The following is a 25,630-nucleotide window of genomic DNA, read 5'->3' on the forward strand; positions in this document are numbered from 1 at the left end:
ACAAAACTACCAGAACTCTGTCTCAACCTTAGACCGTTTCCCCTGATTTCTCAGGGGTCGTTATTACAGTTTGAAGTCCAGTTTGGCATCTTTTACTTTTTCATAAACTGCCTGGCTAGGCGGTTTAGGAATTCTGGCGGTTTTCGCAGCCGTCAGCGCAGCCTGACACAATGCCGGATCCCCGCCCTCTTCGGTCACATCCAGTAACAGACCATCGGGTGCTAACTTGATATGTAATACGCAAGATTTACCGGCATACAAATCTGCACCATACAGACGGCTCTGGATCGCATTACGAATTTGAGATGCGTAAGCACTGATATCCGCGCCAGAAGCACCACCATTGGCACCACTTGTACCACTATCTTTCGCCGGTTGGCCGTTTCCTTTCGCTCCACCGCCCGATTTCGGTGCATTCTTACCGGAGCTCAGGTCACCCAACAAGTCGTCAACGCCAGAGGCTGCAGCGGCTTTTTCGGCCGCAGCCTTTTTAGCAGCAGCTGCTTTATCTGCCGCAGCTTTCTTATCGGCAGCGGCTTTCTCGGCTGCAGCTTTTTTGTCTGCTGCTGCTTTTTCTGCAGCGGCTTTCTTATCAGCCGCCGCTTTTTCAGCAGCGGCAGCTTTCGCGGCAGCGGCTTTTTCTGCTTTCTCAGCAGCAGCTTTCTCGGCTGCAGCTTGCTTAGCGGCCTCAGCCTGTGCTTTCTTCGCAGCATCCGCGGCTGCCTTAGCAGCTTGTGCTTCTGCAGCTTTCTTCGCATCAGCGGCGGCTTTAGCGGCTTCAGCCTCAGCCTTTTTCTGTGCGTCCGCAGCGGCTTTCTTCGCGGCATCTGCCGCTTGCTTAGCCTGAGCATCGGCTTTAGCCTTCGCGTCTGCAGCAGCCTTCGCCGCAGCTTCTTCAGCCTGTTTCTGTTGCTCTTGCGCTTTCGCGGCGGCGGCTTCAGCTTGCTTCTGCTGTTCCGCCTGTTCACGCACTTTTTCCTGTGCGGCTAAACGTTCTTTTTCCAGCTGCTTCAGTCGCTCCTGCTCAGCTGCCTGCTTCTCGCGAAGTTCCTCAGCTTGCTGCTGCGCCTGCTTTTCACGCTGCTCTTCAGCACGTTTCGCACTTGCCTGCTGTTGCTGCTGCCTGTCGTACTGTTGCACAACGGCGCCAGGATCGACCATGACGGCGTCAATAGACGAACCGCCACCGCCGCCGGCTGAAGCATCAATGTGCTCATCGAACGAACTCCAGATCAGCACTGCAAATAAAATGACATGCAGCACCGCTGAAATAATTATCGCCCTTTTGAGCTTGTCGTTTTGTTCGGTTGCCTTTGACACTCTCGGTTCCCAAAAAACTGTTCGCCTGTTACGCGCTATCTTTCAAGCCAGCAAAACGCAGTCATCAGATTGGCTGCGTCATCAAGCCAACCGATTTTACGCCTGCACTGTGTAACAAGTTCAGCGCTTTAATTATTTCATCATAAGGCACGTCTTTCGCACCACCGATTAAAAAGACCGTTTTCGGATTGGTCTGCAGGCGACTTTTCGCTTCCGCGATAACCTGCTCCGGCGGCAGTTGATCCATACGATCTTTCTCAACCACCACGCTGTATTGCCCAATACCGGAAACTTCAATAATGACCGGGGGTTCGTCGTTACTGCTGACGGCTTGCGATTCGGTCGCATCCGGCAGGTCGACTTCCACACTCTGTGTAATGATCGGCGCGGTTGCCATAAAGATCAGCAACAGCACCAACAGTACGTCGAGCAGCGGTACAATATTGATTTCGGACTTGAGTTCGCGACGACCTCGTCCACGCGTTCTGGCCATGGCTTACCCCTTGTTGCTCTCGCTAACGGTAAACGCCTGGCGGTGCAGAATCGCGGTGAACTCTTCCATAAAGTTGTCGTAATTCAGTTCCAGTTTGTTCACGCGCTGGTTCAGACGGTTGTAGGCCATAACCGCCGGGATTGCCGCAAACAGACCGATAGCCGTTGCAATCAACGCTTCTGCGATACCTGGTGCGACCATTTGCAGCGTCGCCTGTTTTACCGCACCCAGCGCGATAAATGCGTGCATGATCCCCCAAACGGTACCGAACAGACCGATATACGGGCTGATGGAGCCAACGGTGCCGAGGAATGGAATATGCGTTTCCAGCGTTTCCAGTTCACGGTTCATCGAGATACGCATCGCACGGGAAGCCCCCTCAACAACCGCTTCCGGCGCGTGGCTATTTGCCCGATGCAACCGCGCAAACTCTTTGAATCCGCTGTAGAAAATTTGCTCCGAGCCCGCCAAATTATCACGACGCCCCTGGCTTTCCTGGTACAGGCGCGACAATTCAATGCCGGACCAGAACTTGTCTTCAAATGCTTCAGCTTCACGTGAAGCAGCATTAAGAATACGGGTCCGTTGGATGATGATGGCCCAGGATGCGATTGAGAAACCAATCAAAATCAACATGATAAGTTTAACCAGAAGGCTTGCCTTCAGGAACAAATCAAGGATATTCATGTCAGTCACTGCTTAAACTCCGCGACAATAGACTTGGGAAGCGCACGAGGCTTCATTTTGAGTGGATCAACGCAAACAATCAGAACTTCGGCTTCATTCAGCACGGTGTTCTCTGCGTTGACAATGCGTTGCGTGAAAACCAATGAGGTGCCACGCATTGACGTAATTTCGGTTTGAACTTCGAGCATATCGTCGAGCCGGGCAGGCGCAAAATACTCGAGGGTCATCTTGCGTACCACAAAGGCTACGCGTTCGGCCAACAGTACCTGCTGACTGAAATGATGATGACGCAGCATCTCTGTGCGTGCTCTTTCATAAAAAGCGACGTAGCTGGCGTGGTAAACCACCCCACCGGCATCGGTATCTTCATAGTAGACACGAACCGGCCATCGAAACATATACTTATTCATTCTTACTGCCTCTTTGTTGGCTTCGCCCACTCACACCAGTTGCTTACCCTGGTAAGCGCCTGGTGACTCGCGTTCTTGCCGCCGCGATGCATCAAGAATGTCGTTGTATATCGCGCTGTGTTCACTTTACATCCCGGTAATGCAACAAAAGGTTAGTGCTTTCAAACTTCGCTACTATACGCGCGGGAATGGTGCTTTGGAATGGGGGAAAGTAAACGGAGAGTAAAAATTTATGGGCTTATGCAAGCCCATAAATATTTAAGGATGTTTCTTATTCAAAAGAAGAAGAAAATCAGACCAACAACGAGGACAATATCCGCGATCAGCGGGCAGAAGATGCCTTGCCAATGTACGGCGCGAGGACGAAAGCCAACGCCGTGAATGATGCCTGCGCAGACCGCCCACATCAGCAGGAAACCATGCCAGATTTCAAGCTCACTGGTTTTGGCCGCGAAACGCGACGGATCCCAGAATATGCAGCCAGCCAACACGATTGCCAGCACAAATGAAAGCGCCCGCAAGGGGCGCTTGTCCATCGCGTTGTATACCATCGCGATAATGTTGGTCATTAGCTATCTTCTTGCCCGGCTTTGCCTGATTCAACGTGCTCAAGCGCCAGCGCTGTGATTATCCCAAATGCACAGGCAAGAAGCGTTCCCAAAATCCATGCGAAATACCACATTTTAAGCTCCTTACTTAGTACAGAGAGTGGGTGTTGCTTTCAATATCTTCTTTAGTGATGCGACCAAACATCTTCCAGTAACACCAGCTGGTGTACAGCAGAATGATCGGTACAAATACCGCCGCGACCCAGGTCATCAGATTCAATGTACGCTGGCTGGAGGTAGCATCCCACATGGTCAAACTTGCGTTCATCATGGTGCTGGATGGCATCACAAACGGGAACATTGCGATACCGGCAGTCAGGATGATGCAGGCTAACGTCAGTGAAGAGAAGACGAACGCCCATGCCCCTTTCTCCATACGAGAAGTCAGGATGGTCAACAGCGGCAGAACCACGCCCAGTGCAGGAACCAGCCACAGGATAGGTGCATTGTTAAAGTTCACCATCCATGCGCCAGCCACACGAGCCACTTCTTTGGTCAGCGGGTTAGAGGCAGCATGATGATCCAGTGCTGAGGTCACAACATAACCGTCAATACCGTAAATCACCCACACACCGGCCAGCGCGAAGCAGACCAGAGTCACCAGCGCCGCAACCTGTGAAGTAGCACGAGCACGCAGATGCAGTTCACCTACCGTACGCATCTGCAGATAGGTCGCACCCTGGGTGATGATCATCCCAACGCTCACAACACCTGCCAGCAGACCAAACGGATTCAGCAACTGGAAGAAGTTACCGGTGTAGTACAAACGCATATAGTCATCTACGTGGAACGGAACCCCTTGCAGCAGGTTGCCGAACGCCACGCCAATCACCAGCGGTGGCACGAAGCTACCAATGAAGATGCCCCAGTCCCACATGTTGCGCCAGCGCATGTCTTCAATCTTAGAGCGGTAGTCAAAACCGACCGGACGGAAGAACAAGGACGCCAGAACCAGAATCATCGCCACATAGAAACCGGAGAACGCAGCGGCATACACCATCGGCCAGGCAGCGAACAGTGCGCCACCCGCGGTGATGAGCCAAACCTGGTTACCGTCCCAGTGCGGGGCGATGGAGTTAATCATAATTCGACGCTCGGTATCATTACGACCGAGGAAACGGGTGAGCATGCCCACCCCCATGTCGAAGCCATCAGTGACCGCGAAACCAATCAGCAGAATGCCAACCAGCAGCCACCAGATAAAACGCAATACTTCATAATCGATCATTTGACGACTCCTGTCTTAGCGTGCCGGCTGAGAAGTCACAGTGGACTGCTCGTAGTGATAACGACCGGTTTTCAGGCTACTCGGCCCAAGGCGTGCGAACTTGAACATCAGATACAGTTCAGCCACCAGGAACAGGGTATACAGGCCGCAAATCAACAGCATCGAGAAGATGAGGTCGCCAGCAGTCAGCGAAGAGTTCGCTACAGCTGTTGGTAACACTTCACCAATCGCCCACGGTTGACGACCGTACTCTGCGACAAACCAACCGGATTCAATAGCAATCCACGGCAGAGGAATCGCATACAGCGCGGTGCGCAGCAGCCATTTTTTCTCACCGATACGGTTACGAAGCACAGTCCAGAAGGACACCGCGATAATTGCCAGCATCAGAATGCCGCATGCCACCATGATACGGAAAGCGAAGTACAGCGGCGCAACGCGAGGGATAGAATCTTTCGTTGCCTGCTGAATTTGCGCTTCGGTCGCGTCGGTGACGTTATCCGTATAGCGTTTTAGCAGCAGACCATAACCCAGGTCTTTCTTCATGCTGTTGAACTGGTCGCGAACGGCCTGGTCGGTAGTACCAGCACGCAGTTCTTCCAGCAACTGATACGCTTTCATCCCGTTACGGATGCGCTCTTCGTGCTGCACCATCAGGTCTTTCAGACCAATGACCGGTGTATCAACAGAGCGGGTGGCAATGATGCCCAGCGCATAAGGAATTTGAATCGCAAAATGGTTTTCCTGCGCGTCCTGGTCCGGAATACCGAACAGCGTGAAGGAAGCCGGAGCAGGCTGAGTTTCCCATTCTGCTTCAATCGCAGCGAGTTTGGTTTTCTGCACGTCGCCCATTTCGTAACCAGATTCATCACCCAGAACGATAACAGACAGAATAGCAGCCATACCAAAGCTGGCAGCGATTGCAAAAGAACGTTTAGCAAACGCGAAGTCACGACCGCGCAGCATATAGTAGGAGCTGATACCCAGAACGAACATCGCGCCGCATACATAACCAGATGCCACAGTGTGAACAAATTTCACCTGTGCTACCGGGTTGAGCACCAGTTCAGAGAAGCTCAGCATCTCCATACGCATGGTTTCGAAGTTGAAATCCGCTGCGATTGGGTTCTGCATCCAGCCGTTCGCAACCAGAATCCACAATGCGGACAGGTTAGAACCCAGGGCCACCAGCCAGGTGACACACATATGCTGGACTTTACCCAAACGGTCCCAGCCGAAGAAGAACAGACCTACAAAGGTGGATTCGAGGAAGAAGGCCATCAAACCTTCGATCGCCAGCGGCGCACCGAAAATATCCCCTACATAGTGGGAGTAGTAAGACCAGTTAGTCCCGAACTGGAACTCCATGGTCAGACCGGTAGCCACACCCAGAGCGAAGTTGATACCAAACAACTTGCCCCAGAACTTGGTCATATCTTTATAAATCTGTTTGCCGGAAAGGACGTAGACCGTTTCCATGATGGCCAGCAAGAACGCCATACCGAGCGTCAGTGGCACAAACAGGAAGTGGTACATCGCGGTCAAGGCAAACTGTAAGCGCGACAGTTCGACTATATCTAACATCATGACTCCTTGCTCATCGCATGAAGACTCCGAGAGTGAACCCCGTTAGAAAGGGTCACACGCATGCCCCAATACAAATTTATCTGCTTCCTTCCGCCGCTGCCCTTTCCTCTCATTTGAAGAAAGGACAATGATGAAAGGTTACAAACATGTTAATAAAACACTCAAATTGATCCCGCAATTATATTACGCCGTAAAATCCTTACAATAAACAGGTTTTTATCGAGACAAATTTGCATTTTTCGATAGTGATCAATTTATAGCTAATTTACCACTTTCAGACCAATTTGATCTGAAGCAATTTAACCTCTTTTGATACTGTTTTCCAAGTTTTAAACATTGATTTAAATCAATTTTCAAATTTAATGTTAATAGTGTTTAGCACTCACACCACTAGTGAACATGATGTTAACAACATGTTTTTCAATGAGTAATTGCCGTTACTACAAATGATAGGATATTTATTTAAATGTACACGATCTTTTAACCAGCCCGGCTGACAAAATTGATAGCAGATAAAGAATCATTAATGCTGGGTAGCTCACAGTTTTTTGTTTAGCAAGTCATGGGCTTGTTATTTCATACAATTTATTCAATTAAATTTTACTTATAATTAACACCGAGATGTAACTATCTCAGCTGGAAGCGAAAACGTTCCACATTGACCGATGCATTGCGTTTGGTGTTCTGCAAGAGAACGCTGACGTTTCGCTTAAATCATCACTGAAAGTTATCTTTAACGTCCATTTTCTCTTATGTGGCAAAGATTAAATATGCCACAAACATTTCATTATCATTTTTATCCTAAATTTAACAAAAATGAATTATGACATATAAGATTAAAAAACAAAAAACCGTTATGCCGTTCACAAGTTAATTAGTAATCGGGATTTTTGAAATTATTTAAAACACGTCATAAATGGCGCGCATAACAAAATAAGATTTCGATCACAAACATGGCAAGTCATTTATTACCCAATTCCCTAATAAATTAAATCCGGCTAAGAAAATCCAACCCATCACATTGATTATGAAAGAGTTTTATAGAATTCAAATATAACAATCATTTTGCGCAGGATATTTTGAAAATAGATCAATTGCTTCCTTTTTCGCTTCCACAGAAACTCCAACCCTATTAAGAGGTTGTCACAATCCATGCTCTAAATATTAGAAAATAATTTCACTTATTGACCATCAGCCCTACAGAGGATTACCCATGAAGAAATCTACACTTGTTATTGGCGTCATCGGTGCTGACTGCCATGCAGTAGGTAATAAAGTTCTGGATCGCGTTTTTACTGCTCATGATTTTCACGTAATCAACCTCGGGGTGATGGTGAGCCAGGATGAATATATTGATGCTGCGATTGAAACAGGCGCCGATGCCATCGTGGTGTCCTCTATCTACGGTCATGGCGACATTGACTGCCTCGGATTACGTGAGCGCTGCATCGAGCGCGGCCTTGGCGACATTCTGCTGTACGTCGGCGGCAACCTGGTCGTCGGTAAACATGACTTCGCCGATGTGGAAGTGAAGTTTAAAGAGATGGGCTTTAACCGGGTTTTCGCACCGAGCCATGACCTGGAAGATGTTTGTGCACTCATCACCAATGATATTCACCAACACAATGGCCTCGAACAGCGTTGCCTGGAAGAGGCCATCTGATGCAAACAGTTTCTGTCGATATCGGCTCGACATGGACCAAGGCGGCCCTCTTCGCCCATGAAGGCGAGGAATTAACCCTGATAAACCATGTCCTGACCCCAACCACCACACATCATCTGGCAGACGGTTTTTTTGCCAGCCTGAATCAGGTGCTGAATGTTGCCGATGCTCGCCCGTTACTGAAAAGTGGTGAAGTGCAGTTGAAATACTCCTCCTCAGCGAAAGGTGGGCTCGCCGTTGCAGCAATGGGGCTGGTGCCTTCCATTACGCTGGAGTCGGCAAAAGTTACCGCCCATTCGGCAGGAGCGAAAATCGCGCAATATTATTCGTACAAGCTGAACCGTCATGACATCCAGGAGCTGGAATCATCACCGCCAGACATTCTGTTGTTTACCGGCGGAACAGATGGTGGCGAAGAAAGTTACGGCCTGGCGAATGCGCACGCGCTGGCAGGCTCAAAGCTTGATTGCGCCATTATCTACGCCGGAAACCGGGACATTCAGGACGAAATACAAACGATTCTGGGACACAAGGATTTGACCACGGTAGACAACATTCTGCCGGACCTCGATCACCCGAATCCGTTTGCCGCACGCCAGGCGATTTGCGATGTGTTCTTGTCACGCATCGTCAAAGGCAAAGGTCTGGACGTCATCGTCGGCGAAACAGGCGAAGAGCCTATGCCGACGCCATGGACGGTATATGAGTTAGTCAAAGCTATTAGCGATTACGACAGCGCATGGAAGGAATTCATGCTGATTGATATGGGCGGAGCCACCACGGATGTCTATTCGGCCAGCGCGAATACCCTCTCCCCCGATACCGTCCTGCATGGTGTTCCTGAACCGTTCGTCAAACGTACCGTTGAAGGCGACCTTGGAATGCGCGTTTCCGCCGTCGTGGTGGGAGAAAGCACGCAGGATATGGTGAAAGTCATCTTCGCCCAGCAGCCGCAGCGCGAGGAAGCGTTTTACCGCTATCTACGCCACCTGGTTGGGCAACCGGATTACCTGCCACTCAGCGAGGAAGAGAAATATTTCGACACCCTGCTGGCAGGTTTATGCGTGGGCTATGCCGCTGAGCGCCACGCGGGCACTAAAAAGCAGGTTTGCACCTGCGTGGGTAATGTGGATTTACAGATGGGTCGCGATCTCACCACCGTACGCAAAGTCGTCGGTTCAGGGGGATGGCTCTCTCGCGCCAGCCAGTTCGATATCCATAACTGGCTCAAATACAGGGAGTTGGACGACCAGGGTAAAAGAATTCTGTTACCGAATCAGTTTGAGTATTACCGCGATTCAAATGGCCTGCTCCCTCTACTGGCAAACGTCGCCAGGCTGTACCCGCAAGCCGCTGCTCGCACCAGCATTCAGTGTTTAACCCTATAAAACTTAAGGCAGCTACGAATGGAACTTCGAAATAAAAAATTGACCCACGACGAATTCATGACCGAAAGGCATCAGGTGTTACAAACCTGGGAAACCGGCAAAGACGTTGAGAACTTCGAAGATGGCGTGAAGTACCAGCAATCAATTCCAGAGAAAAAGCGTTTCTCCCTCGCCCTGCTGAAGGCCGATCAGGAAGGTAAAACTCTGAGCCAGCCGCGCGCAGGTGTGGCATTAATGGATGAGCATATTGCGCTGCTCAAAACCTTGCAGGAAGAGTGCGACCTCCTGCCAAGTACTATCGATGCCTATACCCGTCTGAACCGCTATGAAGAAGCCGCTGTCGGGATCCAGAAATCCATCGAAGCAGGTACTTCCAAGCTGAATGGTTTACCGGTCGTCAATCACGGGGTTGCTGCCTGCCGTCGTATGACTGAATCGCTGGATAAACCGATCCAGGTTCGCCACGGAACACCGGATGCGCGTCTGCTGGCAGAAATCGCCATGGCCAGTGGCTTTACCAGCTACGAAGGCGGCGGTATCTCCTACAACATCCCTTACGCCAAACGCGTCACTCTGGAAAAATCCATCCGCGACTGGCAGTACTGCGACCGTCTGATGGGACTGTACGAAGAGAACGGCATTCGCATCAACCGTGAACCGTTTGGTCCGCTGACCGGCACGCTGATCCCGCCGTTCATGTCCCACTCAGTTGCGATTATCGAAGGTTTGCTGGCGCTGGAACAGGGCGTGAAGTCTATTACCGTCGGTTACGGCCAGGTCGGCAGCCTGACACAGGATATCGCTGCTATTCAGGCACTGCGTGAACTGTCCCACGAATACTTCCATAACCATGGCTTCGACGACTACGAGCTGAGCACCGTTTTCCACCAGTGGATGGGCGGATTCCCGGAAGATGAAGCAAAAGCCTTCTCCGTTATCGCCTGGGGTGCAGCGGTTGCCGGTATGTCCGGTGCCACAAAAGTCATTACCAAAAGCCCGCACGAAGCGTTCGGTATCCCAACCGCGGCAGCTAACGCCCAGGGTCTGAAAGCGTCACGCCAGATGCTCAACATGGTCAGCGACCAGAAATTCCCGCAGTGCGCTGCCGTGGAGCAAGAAGTTGACCTGATTAAGAGCGAAGTCCGCGCGGTATTGAAGAAAGTCTTCGAACTGGGCAATGGCGACATTGCACGCGGTACGGTGCTGGCCTTTGAAGCTGGCGTGCTGGATGTGCCTTTCGCTCCTGCCGCCTGTAACGCCGGTAAGATCCTGCCTGTTCGCGATAACACAGGCGCAATCCGTATTCTTGAAGCCGGTGCCGTGCCGCTGCCGAAAGATATTCTCGCCCTGCACCATGACTACGTTGCAGAGCGCGCACATTTCGAAGGTCGCAAACCTTCTTTCCAGATGGTCATTGATGACATCAACGCCGTATCCCACAGTAAATTAATAGGAAGACCATAATGAAAATTAAACAGGCCCTTTTCACCGCTGGCTACTCCTCATTTTATTTTGACGATCAGCAGGCCATCAAAAATGGCGCCGGTCATGACGGGTTTATCTATACCGGCGATCCGGTAACGCCTGGATTTACCTCTGTTCGTCAGGCGGGTGAATGCGTTTCCGTACAGCTGATTCTGGAAAACGGCGCGGTAGCGGTGGGCGATTGCGCAGCGGTGCAATATTCAGGTGCAGGCGGTCGTGACCCGTTGTTCCTGGCTGAAAACTTCATTCCGTTCCTCAACGATCACATCAAACCGCTGCTGGAAGGCCGTGACGTTGATGCGTTCCTGCCGAACGCGCGTTTCTTTGACCAACTGCGTATTGACGGTCATCTGCTGCATACCGCCGTCCGCTATGGTTTGTCTCAGGCGCTGCTCGACGCTGCGGCGCTGGCTACCGGTCGTCTGAAAACTGAAGTGGTTTGCGATGAATGGCAACTGCCGTGCGTCCCGGAAGCCATTCCATTATTTGGTCAGAGCGGCGACGACCGTTATATCGCCGTTGATAAGATGATCCTCAAAGGTGTGGACGTCCTGCCGCATGCGCTGATCAACAACGTGGAAGAGAAGCTGGGCTTTAAAGGCGAAAAACTGCGTGAGTATGTACGTTGGTTATCCGACCGCATCTTAAGCCTGCGCACCAGCGAACGTTATCACCCGACGCTGCACATTGATGTGTATGGCACGATCGGTCTGATCTTCGATATGGATCCGGTTCGCTGCGCCGCGTACATCGCCAGCCTGGAAGTCGAAGCCCAGGGTCTGCCGCTGTATATCGAGGGTCCGGTTGATGCCGGTAACAAGCCGGATCAGATCCGCATGTTGACCGCCATCACCAAAGAGCTGACTCGTCTGGGTTCCGGCGTGAAAATTGTCGCCGACGAATGGTGTAACACCTATCAGGATATCGTGGACTTTACCGATGCGGGCAGCTGCCACATGGTACAGATCAAGACTCCGGATCTGGGCGGCATTCACAACATCGTTGATGCGGTGCTGTATTGCAACAAACACGCGATGGAAGCCTATCAGGGCGGTACCTGTAACGAAACCGAGATCAGTGCCCGCACCTGCGTACACGTGGCACTTGCCGCGCGTCCAATGCGCATGCTGGTTAAACCGGGTATGGGTTTCGATGAAGGTCTCAACATCGTGTTTAACGAAATGAACCGCACCATCGCGTTGTTGCAAACTAAGGATTAAGAGATGGCACGCACATTTAAGATCTTATCGCCTACGGCTATCCTGGGTTATGGCTTCCCGGAAGAAAGTTTTCGTAAAGCCATGGAAGAGTCACCGGATCTTATTGCTGTTGACGCAGGTTCCTCCGATCCTGGCCCCCACTATTTGGGGGCAGGTAAACCCTTTACTGACAGGGCCGGTGTGAAACGCGATCTGCGCTATATGATTGTGGCAGGCGTTAAGAACAACATCCCGGTAGTAATCGGCACAGCCGGTGGTTCTGGCGCAGCTCCGCATCTGGAGTGGTGTCGCCAGATAATCCATGAGATCGCGCAGGAAGAAAAACTGTCTTTCTCAATGGCGCTGATTCCGTCTGATGTCGACAAAGAAATCGTTCATCAGGCGCTGGATAACGGCAAAATCACCGCGCTCGATTTTGTGCCTGAACTGACTCACGAGGCCATTGAAGAGAGCACCTACATTGTCGCACAGATGGGCGTCGAGCCTTTCCAGCGTGCGCTGAAAGCCGGTGCGCAGGTGGTCCTGGGCGGACGTGCCTACGATCCGGCCTGCTTCGCCGCGCTGCCGATTATGCAGGGCTTTGATGAAGGTCTGGCGCTTCATTGCGGTAAGATCCTTGAGTGTGCCGCCATTGCCGCCACCCCTGGCTCTGGCTCAGATTGTGCGATGGGAATCATTGACGATAACGGCTTTACGCTGAAGGCGTTCAATCCCAAGCGTAAGTTCACTGAAACTTCCGCGGCGGCGCACACTCTGTACGAGAAGTCCGATCCGTACTTCCTGCCAGGGCCAGGCGGTGTGCTGAACCTGAAAGCATGTACCTTCACCCAGGTTAACGAGGGCGAAGTGTATGTCAGCGGTTCACGTCATGAAGAAACACCGTATGCGTTGAAACTGGAAGGCGCGCGTCAGGTTGGCTTCCGCTGCCTGACCATCGCCGGAACGCGCGACCCGATCATGATTGCCGGGATTGACACCATTCTCGAAGAGGTACAGGCCAGCGTGGCACGTAACCTCTCGCTGAATGATGACAGTATCCGCATGACGTTCCACCTGTACGGTAAGAACGGTGTAATGGGCAACCATGAGCCGATGAAAACTGCGGGACATGAACTGGGAATTTTACTGGATGTCGTTGCGCCAACGCAGGATATCGCTAACAGCGTTTGCTCGCTGGTGCGCTCTACCCTGCTGCACTACGGCTATGAAAATCGCATTGCGACTGCGGGCAACCTCGCCTTCCCGTTCTCGCCATCTGATATTCAGAGTGGACCGGTGTATGAGTTCTCTATCTATCACCTGATTGAAGCGAGCGATGCGCTGCGTTTTGATTTCCATATTGAACAGGTGACGCCAGAAGGAGTTCAGGCATGAAACACTCAATTTGTTCACTGGCACAAGTTATTCGATCCAAAAACGCCGGACCCTACGAACTAGTTTTAGATATTTTATTTAAAACAAGGGAAGACTATCAACGGGTAAAAGCCTGCGAGCAATTAACGCCGCAGCTTATTGCCGGTTTATATAATGTTGAGCCTGAGTTTATTCACAATATCGTCTGGTTCGACCCAGCGAATGCCGTAAAAATCGTCATGCCGCGAGATATTATTTCCGGCAATGTCGGTGACAATGATGTTTATGGTGCGCAGCAACACGCTCCATTATTAAGTATTGAGTTCGACTTGTAACAAAAAAACACAATAACAGCCATTGGAGCACAGAATTCAGCTGTATCACGGTGCTTCGAATTATTCATGCGGTTGGTCACAACAGGCGTGCGTCTGAGCTGCTGTCCAGGTTCAGGCGCACGCCACCCTACACAATTCCAATTACCAGCCTTTATCCGATGGAGTACACATGAAGAAAATTAGTTTAACGAAGATGATCATATTAGGCCTGATACTCGGCATGATTGCCGGGGTGGTCATAAATAATATGGCCGCGGCTGAAACAGCAAAATCTTATGCAGCAGATATTTCCATTTTCACCACCATATTCTTACGTATGGTGAAAATGATTATCGCTCCATTGGTTATTTCAACTCTGGTTGTAGGTATTGCCAAAATGGGCGATGCCAAAACGCTGGGACGTATATTTTCGAAAACCTTCTTCCTGTTTATTTGCGCCTCTCTGGTGTCAATTGCACTGGGTCTGGTTATCGTTAATATCTTCCAGCCAGGCGCAGGTATCAACTTTGTACCACATGACGTCGGAGCCGTTGCCGCCGTTAAGTCAGAGCCATTCACGCTGAAAGTGTTCATTTCACACGCGGTACCGACCAGTATTGTTGATGCGATGGCGCGTAACGAAATTCTGCAGATCGTCGTTTTCTCAATCTTCCTTGGTTGCAGCCTCGCTGCGATTGGTGAAAAAGCCGACCCTATTGTGAAAGTGCTGGATTCACTGGTGCACGTCATGCTGAAGCTGACGGGTTACGTCATGCTGTTTGCGCCACTGACCGTGTTTGCCGCTATTTCCGGTCTGATTGCCGAACGTGGTCTGGGTGTGATGGTCAGCGCCGGGATCTTCATGGGTGAGTTCTACCTGACGCTGGGTATGCTGTGGGCGATCCTGATTGGCCTGTCTACGATGATCGTCGGGCCTTGCATCGCACGGTTAACTAAATCAATCCTCGAACCCGCTCTGCTGGCCTTTACCACTTCAAGCTCTGAAGCCGCCTTCCCGGGTACGCTGGACAAACTGGAAAAATTCGGCGTTTCTTCAAAAATCGCCAGCTTCGTTCTGCCTATCGGTTATTCCTTTAACCTGGTCGGTTCCATGGCTTATTGCTCATTTGCCACCGTCTTTATTGCCCAGGCGTGCAACATCGAACTGAGCATGGGCGAGCAAATTACCATGCTGTTAATCCTGATGCTGACCTCGAAAGGGATGGCGGGCGTACCGCGTGCATCCATGGTGGTTATCGCCGCAACCCTGAACCAGTTCAATATTCCGGAAGCCGGTCTGATCCTGCTGATGGGCGTCGATCCGTTCCTCGATATGGGTCGTTCCGCCACCAACGTTATGAGTAACGCCATGGGTGCTGCCATCGTGGGCCGTTGGGAAGGCGAACACTACGGCCAGGGTTGCCGTGGAACTGCGCCGGTGAAAACTCCGGAACAGGAACGCCCGGTTACCGAAACAGAAGTCGCTTTGTCCTGATACTACGTTATTGCCGGATGGCGCTTGCGCTTATCCGGCCTACATAACGTTTAACTATCCGTAGGCCAGATAAAGCGGTACGCCGCCATCCGGCACCAAGATAAGCACACCAACAGGAATGCATAATGAATAAAACAATTCTCGGCGTGAGTCTCTTTTCTTTCAGCGTCTTGTTTAGCGCAACCACATTCGCGCAAACCACGCCCGACTACGCCAAGCTGATAGAACAGGCTCATCAGAAGTACAAAAGTAACAACGATGGAAAAGTCGCCGACTACATCCCTGCTCTGGCGACCTATAGCCCGAAAAATTTTGCCATCACCATTGCGACGGTGGACGGCAAGATCTATCAGGTTGGCGATGTTAACAAACCTTTCCCAATGGAATCCCTGAGTAAAGTGTTCACCATGGCGCTCGCCATGGAGCAGCACGGTCCTCAGGTAGTGCTGGATAAACTTGGCGCCAATGCCACCGGTATGCCATTCAACTCAGGTTTAGCCGTTGAACTGACCAAAGGCGCGCCTGAAAACCCACTGGTAAACGCCGGGGCCATGAGCACCGTTAGCCTGATCGAAGCCAAAGACAAAACCGATCGTTGGAACAAAATCCTCGACAACCTGAACGTCTGGGCCGATGCCACACTCACCGTGAACGAACCGGTTTTCAAATCTGAAATGGAAACCAACCAGCACAATCAGGCGCTGGCCAAACTGATGGAATCCTATAACAGCTTCTATGGCAACACTGACGAAGCCGTCGAAATTTATACCCGCCAGTGTTCGGTGGATATCACCGTTGAGCAACTGGCCAAAATGGGTGCGGTACTCGCAAACAAAGGCAAATCTCCGTTCAACGGCAAACAGTTGCTGAATGAGAAATATGTTCCACAAGTGCTGGCAGAAATGGCAATTGCCGGGCTTTACGACGGCAGCGGTAAATGGCTGTACACCGTTGGCATTCCGGCGAAAAGCGGCGTCGGCGGTGGCATGGTTGCCGTTGTCCCAGGCGAATATGCAATTGCGGTCTATTCTCCGCCGCTTGATGAAGCCGGAAACAGCGTTCGTGCCCAGAAAACTATCGAATATGTCGCCGAAGCGACAAAAGCCAATGTTTTTTTAGCCAAATAACTTTACGCCGGATGGCGCTTCGCTTATCCGGCCTACATCAATGCGTTAATCGTAGGCCAGATAAGCGAAGCGCCATTCGGTAAACAACACGAAGAGGTGAGAAGTAAACATGTCTAAACCATTTGTCTGGCAGGAACTCTTTGTTCAGAGTAAAGATAGTACCGAATATGAATTACTGAGTAACCAGCACGTTACAGTAACGGAGTTAGACGGAGAGGAAGTGATCAAGGTTGCACCGGAAGCGTTAACCTTGTTAGCACAGCAGGCGTTTTATGAGGCTTCATTTTTCCTGCGCGCCGGACATTTAAAACAGATTGCCAGCATTTTGCACGACCCACAGGCCAGCAGTAACGATAAGTACGTCGCATTGCAGCTGCTGCGCAATGCAGAGGTTTCAGCTAAAGGCGTACTGCCCAACTGCCAGGATACCGGGACGGCAACCATTGTGGCCAGCAAAGGGCAACATGTCTGGACCGGCGGCGATGACGCAGAAGCGTTAAGCAAAGGCGTGTACACCACCTTTACCGAAAACAACCTGCGTTACTCGCAAAATGCCCCGCTGGATATGTATACCGAGGTCAATACCCAGACCAACCTGCCCGCACAAATCGATATTAGCGCCACCCCAGGTAACGAATACCGTTTCCTGTTCGTCAACAAAGGCGGCGGCTCTGCCAACAAAGCAGCGCTATTCCAGGAAACCAAATCCATCCTGCAGCCGGAAAAGCTCACCGCGTTCCTGATCGAAAAAATGAAATCACTGGGTACAGCCGCTTGCCCGCCGTATCACATCGCTTTTGTGGTTGGAGGCTTATCCGCCGACCAGGCGCTGAAAGTCGCCAAACTGGCTTCAACCAAATATTACGATAATCTGCCCACCAGCGGGAACGAGCTGGGCCAGGCGTTCCGTGATACGGCGCTGGAAGCCGAATTGCTCAATGCCAGCCGCGAGTTTGGCATCGGCGCGCAATTTGGCGGCAAATACTTTGCCCACGATATCCGCGTAATTCGCTTACCGCGCCACGGCGGCTCCTGCCCAATCGCGATGGCCCTTTCCTGCTCTGCCGACCGCAACATTAAGGCCAAAATTAATAAACACGGTATCTGGCTGGAAAAACTCGAGCATAATCCGGGCAAATTTATCCCCGATTCTCACCGGGTAGAAAACGGCGCCCAGACCGTACAACTGGATCTGAACCGTCCGCTGCGTGAAATCCTGCATGATCTCTCCGCCCTGCCTATTGGTACACGTTTGTCGTTAAGTGGCCCGATTGTTGTCGCTCGCGATATTGCCCACGCGAACATCAAAGCGCGGCTGGATAACGGTGAACCGATGCCGGAGTACATGAAAAAGCATATCGTGTATTACGCAGGTCCCGCCAAAACCCCGGAAAATCAGGCCTGTGGCTCAATGGGTCCCACCACCGGTGGGCGTATGGATGGGTATGTCGATGCTTTCCAGGCACAAGGCGGAAGCCTCATTATGCTCACCAAGGGTAACCGTAGCCAGCAGGTCACTGATGCCTGTCACAAACACGGTGGATTTAGCCTCGGCAGCATTGGCGGTGCCGCTGCCCTACTGGCGCAGCAGTACGTGAAGAGTCTGCAGTGCCTTGAATATCCCGAACTGGGAATGGAAGCGGTGTGGATGATGGAAGTTAAAAATATGCCCGCCTTCGTATTAGTGGATGACAAAGGTAATAACTTCTTCAGCCAGTTCGAGCAGCAGCATCGCTGTGCAACCTGTCCGGCAGGGCATTAAGGAGTTTCCATGGAAGCGCGCGCCAATAACGACAGACACCGCCAGCGTCAGCAGAAACTGAAAGAACAGGTTGATACCCGCGTAGCGGCTGCAACGGAGAAGAAAGGGATCCTGATTGTCTTCACCGGCAACGGAAAAGGAAAATCAACCGCAGCCTTTGGCACGGCAACGCGCGCAGTGGGTCACGGAAAAACCGTTGGCATCGCGCAGTTTATTAAAGGTCAGTGGGATAATGGCGAGTACAACACACTGCACCCCCTCGGCGTCGAGTTCCATATTATGGGTACCGGATTTACCTGGGAAACCCAAAATCGGCAAGCAGATATCGAGGCGGCAACGGTCGTATGGCAGGAAAGTAAGCGCATGCTGGCTGATGCGCATTACGATCTAGTGGTGCTGGATGAACTCACCTACATGCTCGCTTACCACTATCTGGATACGCAAGAGGTTATCAACGCCATCGAAAATCGTCCTGCGGAGCAAAGCGTTATCGTTACCGGGCGCGGATGCCATACGCTGCTACTGGAACTGGCCGATACGGTCAGTGAAATTCGTCCGGTCAAGCACGCGTTTGACAGCGGGATTCAGGCGCAGGTTGGGATCGACTGGTAATCACACGGCCTACAGTTCGCAGAGCTGTAGGCCGGTTCCAATGTTATGCCATCGCCATCAAACAGGCGACACCACCGATTTATTCAACAGCCAGTTACGAAAGATCTGTAAATGTTCGGACTCTGATTTCTCTTCGCGCCACGTCATAATAAATCGATTCCCGGTACGCATTGGAACATCGCAAGGAATGACCATATCACCACTGTCCAGATCGTGCTGAATAGCAAAACGCGGGAGCAGCGCAACGCCCAGATTAGAGCGGACCGCCGCGATCAGCATTGATAACAAATCAAATCTCGGACCTTTATTCACCAGCGGGCTGCTGACATCTGACAGCGCAAACCATTCCTGCCAGCCTTTGATTCGCGTGCTCTGGTGCAAGAGTGGGTATTCGTTCAACAGTTCGTCAACAGCCAGTTTTCGTTCCGGCTCGGCCAGCAAACAGCGACTGCATACCGGCAGAATTTCCTCTTCAAACAGGTACTCAACCCCTGACCATGGAGAATAAAAGTCTTCGCGCATGATTGCCGCGTCATACTCTCGATTGAGAAAATCACCAATATTCGCCAGGGAATGAATGTTCACGATAATATCAGGATTAAGTTTGTTAAATTCACGCAGATTTGGGATCAGCCAGTGCGTGCTGAACGTCGGATTCACCGCCAGCTCAATAACCTGTATCGTCGGCTGCCAGGTCATTATCGTCGTCGTATCTCGTTCAAGTTTATTTAACGTTTCTTTAACGATGCTTAAATAGTGTTTGCCAGCCGCATTTAAAAAAATGCGTTTTTTGGCATGATTAAATAGCGCGGTATTGAGAAAATCCTCCAGTGCATTTACCTGGCGGAAAACAGCACTTTGTGTTAAAGCCAGCTCTTCAGCTGCCCGGGTATAACTTTCGTGACGCGCAACAACTTCAAAAGTTACCAGCAACTCCGTCTTAGGTATTTTTCCTCTCATAACCTCTTCCATATGCAGCGTGCAAAAATAGTTTAATTTATAAAAAATAATTCAAGATACCCAGATAAGCACCGAGAGTTATATTTTATTTCATCCATTAATGTCATTGATCCAATCCATGATTTGCTCACACTGATGGCGGATAAATATTAACCAATAATACTCAAGGTCAACAATAAACACAATTTAAATAAGGTTAAACCTAAGCAAATAGTGTCAATAAGTTCTTAATAATTTTTCAAGTCATCTTGTTTATTGCAGAAAAAACTTTGCGAGATTAATCAATATTATCAGTGCGATAATTCTGGATAATTTCACGTTATAACTTACGGGCAAACGACTGCTTTTTATCATTCCTTGATGTAGTTTCTGCCTTTTTTTGATCGATGTGATAAAGGACACAATGTGAAAACTTTCGGAAAGGTCTGGCTCGTTGGGGCAGGTCCCGGTGATATTTCATTACTTACTCTCAAAGCAATGATGTGCATTAAACAGGCTGATGTCATTATTTACGATCGGCTGGTCAATCCTAAAATTTTGGAATGGGCATTACCTGATTGTCTGCTTATCAATGTCGGCAAAAACCCTGGTTTCCATTGTGTACCCCAGGATGAAATCAATGCGCTGCTTGTCCAGTATGCCCAAACGCACAATAATATTGTGCGTCTGAAAGGTGGCGATCCGTATGTTTTTGGCCGTGGCGCTGAAGAAGTTGAGGATCTTGTCGAGACGGGCATCCCGTTTGAAATGGTGCCGGGTATCAGCTCAACCATTGGTGGCCTGACCTATGCCGGAATTCCGGTAACACACCGCGATTTCGCCTCGGGATTTCACGTGGTGACCGGTCATACGCGGGAGGGCAACCAACAGCAGGACTGGCGTCAACTGGCCAAACTGAATGGTACGCTGGTTATCGTCATGGGTATCGCCAATCTGGCGTTTATCTGTGAGGAATTATTGATGGGTGGAAAATCAGCAGATACGCCTGCAGCGCTAATTATGTCCGCTACCCGCGAGAACCAACGGCGACTGACCTGTACGCTCGGTTCACTACTGGGCAAGGCGCAGGAAGCTAACATCCTTCCCCCTGCGCTGATAGTGATTGGTGATGTGGTAACCCTGAGCGATCGGCTCTCTTTTATCCCTGAAGCCATCACGCTGCCAGAAAACCTTTACTGTGACAGTCTGGCATGACGAAAAGACTGGGGCGACGTTTGATGCGCCGCCCGGAAAACACGGCAAAAATAGCTGGTTTGTGCGTATTGGAGTTTCCGGGCAATGCTGTCTATTGAATGAACGGGATCGTGCAATAACTCCCCCGCTTTTTGCATTTTTTTCTGACTCACCCAGGTTTTAAAGTTAACGCCCTGGCGTTTCTTAAAAAAACGGCTGAAATAGTTTGCGCTTAAGCAAACATGAGCTGCTACGGATTCCAGGGATATTTCGCTATATAAATTCTCATCAATATAACGCAACGCTGCCAGAAGCTTTTTCTCGTGTCTGGAAGGCTCTGTAAAATAATGACACATGTAACTGGTCGGCGGGATAACAAATTCATCAGATTGTTGCTGTTCTGTCTCAAAATTATCAATAATGAAATTTAATAAATTAGCTGATGCCACCAGCGTATTATTATCCACTACCGCCACCTGACTCCATTCAGCTTTTATTTTTGGTTCATCCATCCATGAACATTCATTATCAATAACGATAGTTTTATATTCCTGATATTTTGCCCGCACCTGCCCACAGAGCATAAACCCGTACAGATGCCCCTCGCGAATTAATGGCATAGAAAACAGACTTAGCCCCGCGTGACAGCTGAGTATTCTGGGCTTAAGGTGTTTTAATCCTTCAAAAGCACAATATTTTTCACACTTTTTGCAGCTCACACAATAGCGTTCATCCGCCCGCATTAATGTGCAGAACGAATTAAAGTTATGGCAATCCGAGAGAGTTTTTCCGCTAACATCAGTCACAACAGTGGCTAATCCAGTCGCACTGGAGAATATTTTTGCTATCGAGAAAAAACGTTGTAGATAATCATCCTGGATTTTCAACGACACGGTATCCTCCGGAATTAATGAAATTAAAGCCGGTAATATGCAGAATTTAATCAAGAGAAAGAATGATGCTCACCGCAAAAAATAATCTCATTTATGCAGATGATTATGATCAATTGGCAAGAGAATTATAGCGACCACGATAATACTCCACTACACACTACTGACTTCGCTTTCTCAAAGATTAACGAATCTTCACACTCTCTTGTGAGGCTCTTTTCGCAACACTAAACATCTTTCTCTATTATTTTCAATAGATTACTTATTTTTACTGTGAATCAATGATGTGCTTATTTGTGATAATCATCATGTGAATGTGAAAGGCCCTCCTGAATAATATGTTCAATTAGCAAACAATCTGAACGGAGTTGATCCATGGCCGTCACCACAGGCGTTATCGCCGACGATTTCACCGGCGCAACGGACATTGCAAGCTTTATGGCGCAGCAGGGGTGGCGCGTTGCGCTACTGCCCGGAATGCCTGATACCGCTCAATGCTGGAATGAAGAGGTTGACGCTATCGTCATCTCGCTGAAAAGCCGCTCATTACCCGCAGAACAGGCCATCGCACAATCTCGGTCCTGTGCCCGCTGGCTGAAACAAAAGGCAGGTGTCCGCCAGATCTATTTTAAATATTGTTCGACGTTCGACTCCACGCCAACAGGCAACATTGGACCGGTCAGCGATGCGTTGATGAATGACCTGCAGACTCCTGTGATCGTCCACTGCCCCGCCCTGCCGCAAAACGGGCGCACGGTGGTGCATGGCCATCTTTTTGTAAACGGCGTACTGCTTAACGAATCCGGGATGGAAAAGCATCCGCTCAATCCTATGACCGATGCCAGCCTGCCGCGCCTGCTGAGCGCGCAAACGCAGGGTAAGGTTGGTTGCATCAACTTCACGATACTGCGTCAAGGTGTGGAAGCGGTCACTAACGCTCTGGCCCAACTTCAGGCTGAAGGTACGCGTCACGTTATCGTCGATACTCTGGATGAAACAGATCTCACCACGCTGGCACAGGCTCTCCATGCCAGCCCTCTGTTAGCCGGGGGCTCCGGGCTTGGCGGCGCACTGGCCGCCTGCACCGGAGCTCAGCAAACCATGCCGCCGGACGCTTTTCCACTACCCGCTAAAACGGTGGTGTTCTCCGGTAGCTGCTCGGCGATGAGCAATCGTCAGGTTACTCGTTATAAGGCCGCGGCAGCTTCTCGTGTACTCGACGTGGCCCGCTGCCTGTCTGATGCAGAACGCTACACTGATGAACTGTGTGCCTGGGCGATGACGCATATCAACGACCCATTCGCGCCGATGATATACGCCACCCAGCCGCCAGACGTACTCAAACGCATTCAACAAGAGTACGGCGAACAGGCTGCCAGCCAGTCGATCGAACACGCTTTTTCCCGACTGAGCGCAAAGCTACAGGTTGCAGGAGTAAACACCTTTATCGTCGCAGGCGGAGAAACATCCGGCACAGTGGTAGAGGCGCTGCAGGTGAAGCGTCTGTCCGTTGGCAAAGCCATTGCCCCAGGCGTGCCGTGGGTATTTTCCTCCGGTCTGGCGCTGGCGCTGAAGTCAGGCAACTTTGGTGACGAAGATTTCTTTTTTACAGCCCAGGAGTACGCATCATGAATCCGGTGAGTGAACACCAACTACGCGAACTACTCGTCCACTATGGCCGTTCCTTGTTTATGCGTGGTTACAGCAGCGGCGGCTCCGGCAACCTCAGCGTCAAATTACCGGATGGCGGCTATCTGGTAACCCCGACCAACTCCTGCCTGGGCGAGCTTGATCCTGCCACGCTGAGTAGGCTGGATGCCAACGGCGTGCATCTTAGCGGCGACAAACCGTCAAAAGAGGTGCCCATGCATCTGGCGTGGTATCGGCATCGGCCATCCTGCGGCGCGGTTGTGCACCTGCATTCTCCATGGCTGACCGCGCTCTCCTGTCTGCCTTGCTCCACGCCAGAAAACTGTCTACCGCCACTAACGCCATACTATGTGATGCGCGTCGGACAGTTACCGCTGCTGCCTTATTTCAAACCCGGCCATGAAGGCATTGCCAGCGCACTGAGTGAAATCGCGGCAGACCATACGGCAGCGTTGCTGGCTAATCACGGGCCGGTAGTAAGCGGTCGCTCGCTGCGTGAGGCAGTGTTTAACGCCGAGGAGCTGGAAGACAGCGCCCGCATCTGGCTGACATTAAAACCGCTCGGCTATGTTCCGCTCTCAGAAGAGGCGGTGGCCGAACTTGAACATTCCCGGCAAGCGTGAGGTGACATGATGATCCCCGAGCAACGACGTGATTTTATCTACCGCTACGTGCACGAAAAGAATGCCGCCTCATTTAATGAACTGGCAGATCTGATGAGCGTGTCGCATATGACCGTGCGTCGCGACATTCAGTTGCTGGAAGAAGAAGGCAAAGTTATTGCCATTAACGGCGGCGTAAAGCTCAATAACCTGCTGAAATCCGAACTGCCGTGGCGGGAAAAAGCCGAGTTGAATCATGACGTGAAGCGTAAGATGGGCCAGCTCGCCGCAATGCTCATTGAGCCCGGACAAACGCTGTATCTGGATGCCGGAACGTCGTTGTTTGAAGTGGCGAAAGCGGTGGCCGCCAGCCACTGTTTCAATCTGACGGTCGTCACCAACGATTTTTCTATCAGCCACTATCTGATGGATATGCCACACATTACGCTCTACCACACCGGCGGTCTGGTGGATCAGCGTAACCGCTCATGTCTTGGCAAAAGCGCCGCCAGTTTTCTGCGCACCATTAATATTGATGTGGCGTTTCTCAGCTCATCGTCGTGGGATACCGAGCGCGGCATGTCGACGCCGAGTGAAGGGAAAGCCTCAGTCAAAGAAGCGGTACTCACCGTCTCACGGCGTCGGGTGCTGGTCTGCGACAGCAGTAAGTTTGGCAAATACGGCATGTTCCACATCTGTGGGCTGGAGCAGTTAACGGACATTATTTCTGATAACCGGTTACCGGAAAATGCTCAGCAGACTATTGCCAGCCAGGGCGTTAAGCTGCATCTGGTTGATGGCCGGGAGGGTGCACGCCATGCTGAAGTTAGCGGCTAACCTCGACTGGTTATTTACTGATTTACCGATAGCAGCGCGATTTTCAGCGGCGCAGGCGGCTGGTTTTCGCGGCGTAGAAGGGCTGTTTCTCTGGCAGCACCCGCTGGAGCATTTGCGAGCCGCTCAGCGGGAAACATCACTGCCGGTGGTGCTGATGAACGCCCCGGCTGGCAACTGGGCGCAGGGTGAACGGGGGCTCGCTGCATTGCCTGGTCGAGAGCAGGAATTTCATCACAGCCTGAACGTGGCGCGAGATTACGCCACAGCACTGGGTTGTCGCCGGGTTCACGTTATGTCCGGCTTGCTCTGTAATGACCTGACGCTGCACGCTCAGCGCGATCTCCTGACGAACCGACTGCGCATCGCTTGCGATGTGATGGCAGATGCGGAAATCGATGTTCTGATTGAACCATTAAATTCGCAGGATATGCCCGGTTATTTTATTGACAGTTTCCCGCTGGCTGAATCTATCATTCACGAGGTTGGTAAGAAAAATATCGGCTTACAGTTTGATATTTACCACTGTCAGAAAATTCATGGCAACGTGGCGAAAAATATCGAACGCTATTTTACCCTTATTAAACATTTTCAAATCGCCTCTGTTCCTTATCGCCATGAACCGGGAACCGGGGAGTTAAATGAAGCATGGTTATTTAATTTTATAAGAAAAATGAATTACCAGGACTGGATTGGCTGTGAATATCAACCGTCAACATCAGGGCCGGAATCATTACGCTGGATAACGCCTTACCTATAATTTTAATAT

At 50.8% G+C, this 25,630-nt stretch carries 25 protein-coding genes; 15 read left to right on the plus strand and 10 right to left on the minus strand.

Annotated features, from left to right (window positions below; all coding sequences use genetic code 11):
• Positions 1–63 precede the first annotated feature (63 nt).
• The 8 genes from tolA to cydA form a co-directional block, all read right to left on the minus strand.
• Positions 64–1,320, minus strand: coding sequence for a cell envelope integrity protein TolA (tolA, locus tag OGY83_RS09245; RefSeq protein ID WP_286635743.1), 1,257 nt, complete (start codon positions 1,318–1,320; stop codon positions 64–66).
• A gap of 64 nt (positions 1,321–1,384) precedes the next feature.
• The gene (tolR, locus tag OGY83_RS09250) at positions 1,385–1,813 is read right to left on the minus strand and encodes a colicin uptake protein TolR (protein ID WP_003022978.1); all 429 of its coding nucleotides are present in this window, start codon (positions 1,811–1,813) and stop codon (positions 1,385–1,387) included.
• A gap of 3 nt (positions 1,814–1,816) precedes the next feature.
• Positions 1,817–2,509 carry a Tol-Pal system protein TolQ gene (tolQ, locus tag OGY83_RS09255; RefSeq protein ID WP_003022976.1) on the minus strand — a complete coding sequence of 231 codons (693 nt, stop codon included), beginning with the start codon at positions 2,507–2,509 and terminating at the stop codon, positions 1,817–1,819.
• Positions 2,506–2,910 (minus strand): tol-pal system-associated acyl-CoA thioesterase, encoded by a 405-nt coding sequence (gene ybgC / locus OGY83_RS09260; protein WP_003831439.1) that lies wholly within the window; start codon positions 2,908–2,910, stop codon positions 2,506–2,508. The genes tolQ and ybgC overlap by 4 nt, the downstream gene beginning before the upstream one ends.
• 275 nt (positions 2,911–3,185) lie before the next feature.
• Complete coding sequence (gene ybgE, locus OGY83_RS09265; RefSeq protein WP_003831434.1) at positions 3,186–3,479, minus strand: cyd operon protein YbgE; 294 nt, start codon at positions 3,477–3,479, stop codon at positions 3,186–3,188.
• Positions 3,479–3,592 carry a cytochrome bd-I oxidase subunit CydX gene (gene cydX, locus OGY83_RS09270; protein WP_003022970.1) on the minus strand — a complete coding sequence of 38 codons (114 nt, stop codon included), beginning with the start codon at positions 3,590–3,592 and terminating at the stop codon, positions 3,479–3,481. The genes ybgE and cydX overlap by 1 nt, the downstream gene beginning before the upstream one ends.
• A 14-nt stretch (positions 3,593–3,606) precedes the next feature.
• A complete protein-coding gene (gene cydB, locus OGY83_RS09275; RefSeq protein ID WP_003831431.1) occupies positions 3,607–4,746 on the minus strand; it encodes a cytochrome d ubiquinol oxidase subunit II in 1,140 nt (379 codons plus the stop codon).
• Between the two features lie 15 nt (positions 4,747–4,761).
• Complete coding sequence (gene cydA, locus OGY83_RS09280; protein WP_003022965.1) at positions 4,762–6,330, minus strand: cytochrome ubiquinol oxidase subunit I; 1,569 nt, start codon at positions 6,328–6,330, stop codon at positions 4,762–4,764.
• Positions 6,331–7,546: 1,216 nt separating this feature from the next.
• Between cydA and glmS the strand changes: the two genes are divergently transcribed.
• From glmS to cobO, 10 genes are all read left to right on the plus strand, one after another.
• On the plus strand, positions 7,547–7,996 hold the full coding sequence (gene glmS / locus OGY83_RS09285; protein ID WP_003022963.1) for a methylaspartate mutase subunit S: 450 nt from the start codon (positions 7,547–7,549) through the stop codon (positions 7,994–7,996).
• Positions 7,996–9,384: a methylaspartate mutase accessory protein GlmL gene (gene glmL, locus OGY83_RS09290; protein WP_123268323.1), complete on the plus strand. Its 1,389-nt coding sequence runs from the start codon at positions 7,996–7,998 to the stop codon at positions 9,382–9,384. Before glmS ends, glmL begins: the two co-directional genes overlap by 1 nt.
• An 18-nt stretch (positions 9,385–9,402) precedes the next feature.
• A complete protein-coding gene (locus OGY83_RS09295) occupies positions 9,403–10,848 on the plus strand; it encodes a methylaspartate mutase subunit E (RefSeq protein WP_003831428.1) in 1,446 nt (481 codons plus the stop codon).
• Entirely contained in the window at positions 10,848–12,089 is a 1,242-nt protein-coding gene (locus OGY83_RS09300; protein ID WP_079936890.1) for a methylaspartate ammonia-lyase, read from the plus strand. The genes OGY83_RS09295 and OGY83_RS09300 overlap by 1 nt, the downstream gene beginning before the upstream one ends.
• 3 nt (positions 12,090–12,092) lie before the next feature.
• Positions 12,093–13,463: an acyclic terpene utilization AtuA family protein gene (locus OGY83_RS09305; RefSeq protein ID WP_003022951.1), complete on the plus strand. Its 1,371-nt coding sequence runs from the start codon at positions 12,093–12,095 to the stop codon at positions 13,461–13,463.
• Positions 13,460–13,777, plus strand: a complete 318-nt coding sequence (locus OGY83_RS09310) for a DUF4387 domain-containing protein (protein WP_003831425.1) — start codon at positions 13,460–13,462, stop codon at positions 13,775–13,777. Before OGY83_RS09305 ends, OGY83_RS09310 begins: the two co-directional genes overlap by 4 nt.
• Positions 13,778–13,946: 169 nt before the next feature.
• On the plus strand, positions 13,947–15,251 hold the full coding sequence (locus tag OGY83_RS09315) for a dicarboxylate/amino acid:cation symporter (protein WP_079936892.1): 1,305 nt from the start codon (positions 13,947–13,949) through the stop codon (positions 15,249–15,251).
• Positions 15,252–15,376: 125 nt separating this feature from the next.
• Complete coding sequence (glsA, locus tag OGY83_RS09320) at positions 15,377–16,378, plus strand: glutaminase A (RefSeq protein ID WP_032942734.1); 1,002 nt, start codon at positions 15,377–15,379, stop codon at positions 16,376–16,378.
• A gap of 109 nt (positions 16,379–16,487) precedes the next feature.
• Positions 16,488–18,140: a class I fumarate hydratase gene (locus OGY83_RS09325; RefSeq protein ID WP_123268325.1), complete on the plus strand. Its 1,653-nt coding sequence runs from the start codon at positions 16,488–16,490 to the stop codon at positions 18,138–18,140.
• 9 nt (positions 18,141–18,149) lie between these two features.
• Complete coding sequence (cobO, locus tag OGY83_RS09330) at positions 18,150–18,752, plus strand: cob(I)yrinic acid a,c-diamide adenosyltransferase (RefSeq protein ID WP_079936895.1); 603 nt, start codon at positions 18,150–18,152, stop codon at positions 18,750–18,752.
• Positions 18,753–18,809: 57 nt separating this feature from the next.
• Here the strand turns inward: cobO and OGY83_RS09335 are convergent, their stop codons facing one another.
• On the minus strand, positions 18,810–19,712 hold the full coding sequence (locus tag OGY83_RS09335; protein WP_079936896.1) for a LysR substrate-binding domain-containing protein: 903 nt from the start codon (positions 19,710–19,712) through the stop codon (positions 18,810–18,812).
• Between the two features lie 405 nt (positions 19,713–20,117).
• On the opposite strand from OGY83_RS09335, the gene cobA reads away from it, so the two are divergent.
• Positions 20,118–20,906 (plus strand): uroporphyrinogen-III C-methyltransferase, encoded by a 789-nt coding sequence (gene cobA / locus OGY83_RS09340; RefSeq protein WP_286635744.1) that lies wholly within the window; start codon positions 20,118–20,120, stop codon positions 20,904–20,906.
• Here the strand turns inward: cobA and OGY83_RS09345 are convergent.
• The gene (locus OGY83_RS09345; RefSeq protein ID WP_286635745.1) at positions 20,885–21,778 is read right to left on the minus strand and encodes a PocR ligand-binding domain-containing protein; all 894 of its coding nucleotides are present in this window, start codon (positions 21,776–21,778) and stop codon (positions 20,885–20,887) included. The two genes, cobA and OGY83_RS09345, sit on opposite strands and share 22 nt — an antisense overlap.
• A 372-nt stretch (positions 21,779–22,150) precedes the next feature.
• On the opposite strand from OGY83_RS09345, the gene otnK reads away from it, so the two are divergent.
• The 4 genes from otnK to OGY83_RS09365 are packed head-to-tail and all read left to right on the plus strand — an operon-like array spanning position 22,151 to position 25,621.
• Complete coding sequence (otnK, locus tag OGY83_RS09350; protein WP_286635746.1) at positions 22,151–23,407, plus strand: 3-oxo-tetronate kinase; 1,257 nt, start codon at positions 22,151–22,153, stop codon at positions 23,405–23,407.
• The gene (gene otnC / locus OGY83_RS09355; RefSeq protein ID WP_008784146.1) at positions 23,404–24,048 is read left to right on the plus strand and encodes a 3-oxo-tetronate 4-phosphate decarboxylase; all 645 of its coding nucleotides are present in this window, start codon (positions 23,404–23,406) and stop codon (positions 24,046–24,048) included. The genes otnK and otnC overlap by 4 nt, the downstream gene beginning before the upstream one ends.
• A 6-nt stretch (positions 24,049–24,054) precedes the next feature.
• A complete protein-coding gene (locus OGY83_RS09360; protein ID WP_172313033.1) occupies positions 24,055–24,864 on the plus strand; it encodes a DeoR/GlpR family DNA-binding transcription regulator in 810 nt (269 codons plus the stop codon).
• Complete coding sequence (locus OGY83_RS09365; RefSeq protein ID WP_286635747.1) at positions 24,845–25,621, plus strand: hydroxypyruvate isomerase family protein; 777 nt, start codon at positions 24,845–24,847, stop codon at positions 25,619–25,621. The genes OGY83_RS09360 and OGY83_RS09365 overlap by 20 nt, the downstream gene beginning before the upstream one ends.
• The last annotated feature ends 9 nt before the right edge of the window (positions 25,622–25,630 follow it).

Origin of the sequence: Citrobacter sp. Cpo090 (genome assembly GCF_030332665.1) — a bacterium.
Taxonomy (GTDB): domain Bacteria; phylum Pseudomonadota; class Gammaproteobacteria; order Enterobacterales; family Enterobacteriaceae; genus Citrobacter; species Citrobacter portucalensis.

Excerpts from the sequence above, each read along its gene's own strand:
- tolR (WP_003022978.1), bottom strand. The coding sequence starts at position 1,813 with ATGGCCAGAACGCGTGGACGAGGTCGTCGCGAACTCAAGTCCGAAATC.
- ybgC (WP_003831439.1), bottom strand. The coding sequence starts at position 2,910 with ATGAATAAGTATATGTTTCGATGGCCGGTTCGTGTCTACTATGAAGAT.
- ybgE (WP_003831434.1), bottom strand. The coding sequence starts at position 3,479 with ATGACCAACATTATCGCGATGGTATACAACGCGATGGACAAGCGCCCC.
- cydX (WP_003022970.1), bottom strand. The coding sequence starts at position 3,592 with ATGTGGTATTTCGCATGGATTTTGGGAACGCTTCTTGCCTGTGCATTT.
- cydB (WP_003831431.1), bottom strand. The coding sequence starts at position 4,746 with ATGATCGATTATGAAGTATTGCGTTTTATCTGGTGGCTGCTGGTTGGC.
- cydA (WP_003022965.1), bottom strand. The coding sequence starts at position 6,330 with ATGTTAGATATAGTCGAACTGTCGCGCTTACAGTTTGCCTTGACCGCG.
- glmS (WP_003022963.1), top strand. The coding sequence starts at position 7,547 with ATGAAGAAATCTACACTTGTTATTGGCGTCATCGGTGCTGACTGCCAT.
- glmL (WP_123268323.1), top strand. The coding sequence starts at position 7,996 with ATGCAAACAGTTTCTGTCGATATCGGCTCGACATGGACCAAGGCGGCC.
- OGY83_RS09295 (WP_003831428.1), top strand. The coding sequence starts at position 9,403 with ATGGAACTTCGAAATAAAAAATTGACCCACGACGAATTCATGACCGAA.
- OGY83_RS09300 (WP_079936890.1), top strand. The coding sequence starts at position 10,848 with ATGAAAATTAAACAGGCCCTTTTCACCGCTGGCTACTCCTCATTTTAT.
- OGY83_RS09305 (WP_003022951.1), top strand. The coding sequence starts at position 12,093 with ATGGCACGCACATTTAAGATCTTATCGCCTACGGCTATCCTGGGTTAT.
- OGY83_RS09310 (WP_003831425.1), top strand. The coding sequence starts at position 13,460 with ATGAAACACTCAATTTGTTCACTGGCACAAGTTATTCGATCCAAAAAC.
- OGY83_RS09315 (WP_079936892.1), top strand. The coding sequence starts at position 13,947 with ATGAAGAAAATTAGTTTAACGAAGATGATCATATTAGGCCTGATACTC.
- glsA (WP_032942734.1), top strand. The coding sequence starts at position 15,377 with ATGAATAAAACAATTCTCGGCGTGAGTCTCTTTTCTTTCAGCGTCTTG.
- OGY83_RS09325 (WP_123268325.1), top strand. The coding sequence starts at position 16,488 with ATGTCTAAACCATTTGTCTGGCAGGAACTCTTTGTTCAGAGTAAAGAT.
- cobO (WP_079936895.1), top strand. The coding sequence starts at position 18,150 with ATGGAAGCGCGCGCCAATAACGACAGACACCGCCAGCGTCAGCAGAAA.
- OGY83_RS09335 (WP_079936896.1), bottom strand. The coding sequence starts at position 19,712 with ATGAGAGGAAAAATACCTAAGACGGAGTTGCTGGTAACTTTTGAAGTT.
- otnK (WP_286635746.1), top strand. The coding sequence starts at position 22,151 with ATGGCCGTCACCACAGGCGTTATCGCCGACGATTTCACCGGCGCAACG.
- otnC (WP_008784146.1), top strand. The coding sequence starts at position 23,404 with ATGAATCCGGTGAGTGAACACCAACTACGCGAACTACTCGTCCACTAT.
- OGY83_RS09360 (WP_172313033.1), top strand. The coding sequence starts at position 24,055 with ATGATGATCCCCGAGCAACGACGTGATTTTATCTACCGCTACGTGCAC.
- OGY83_RS09365 (WP_286635747.1), top strand. The coding sequence starts at position 24,845 with ATGCTGAAGTTAGCGGCTAACCTCGACTGGTTATTTACTGATTTACCG.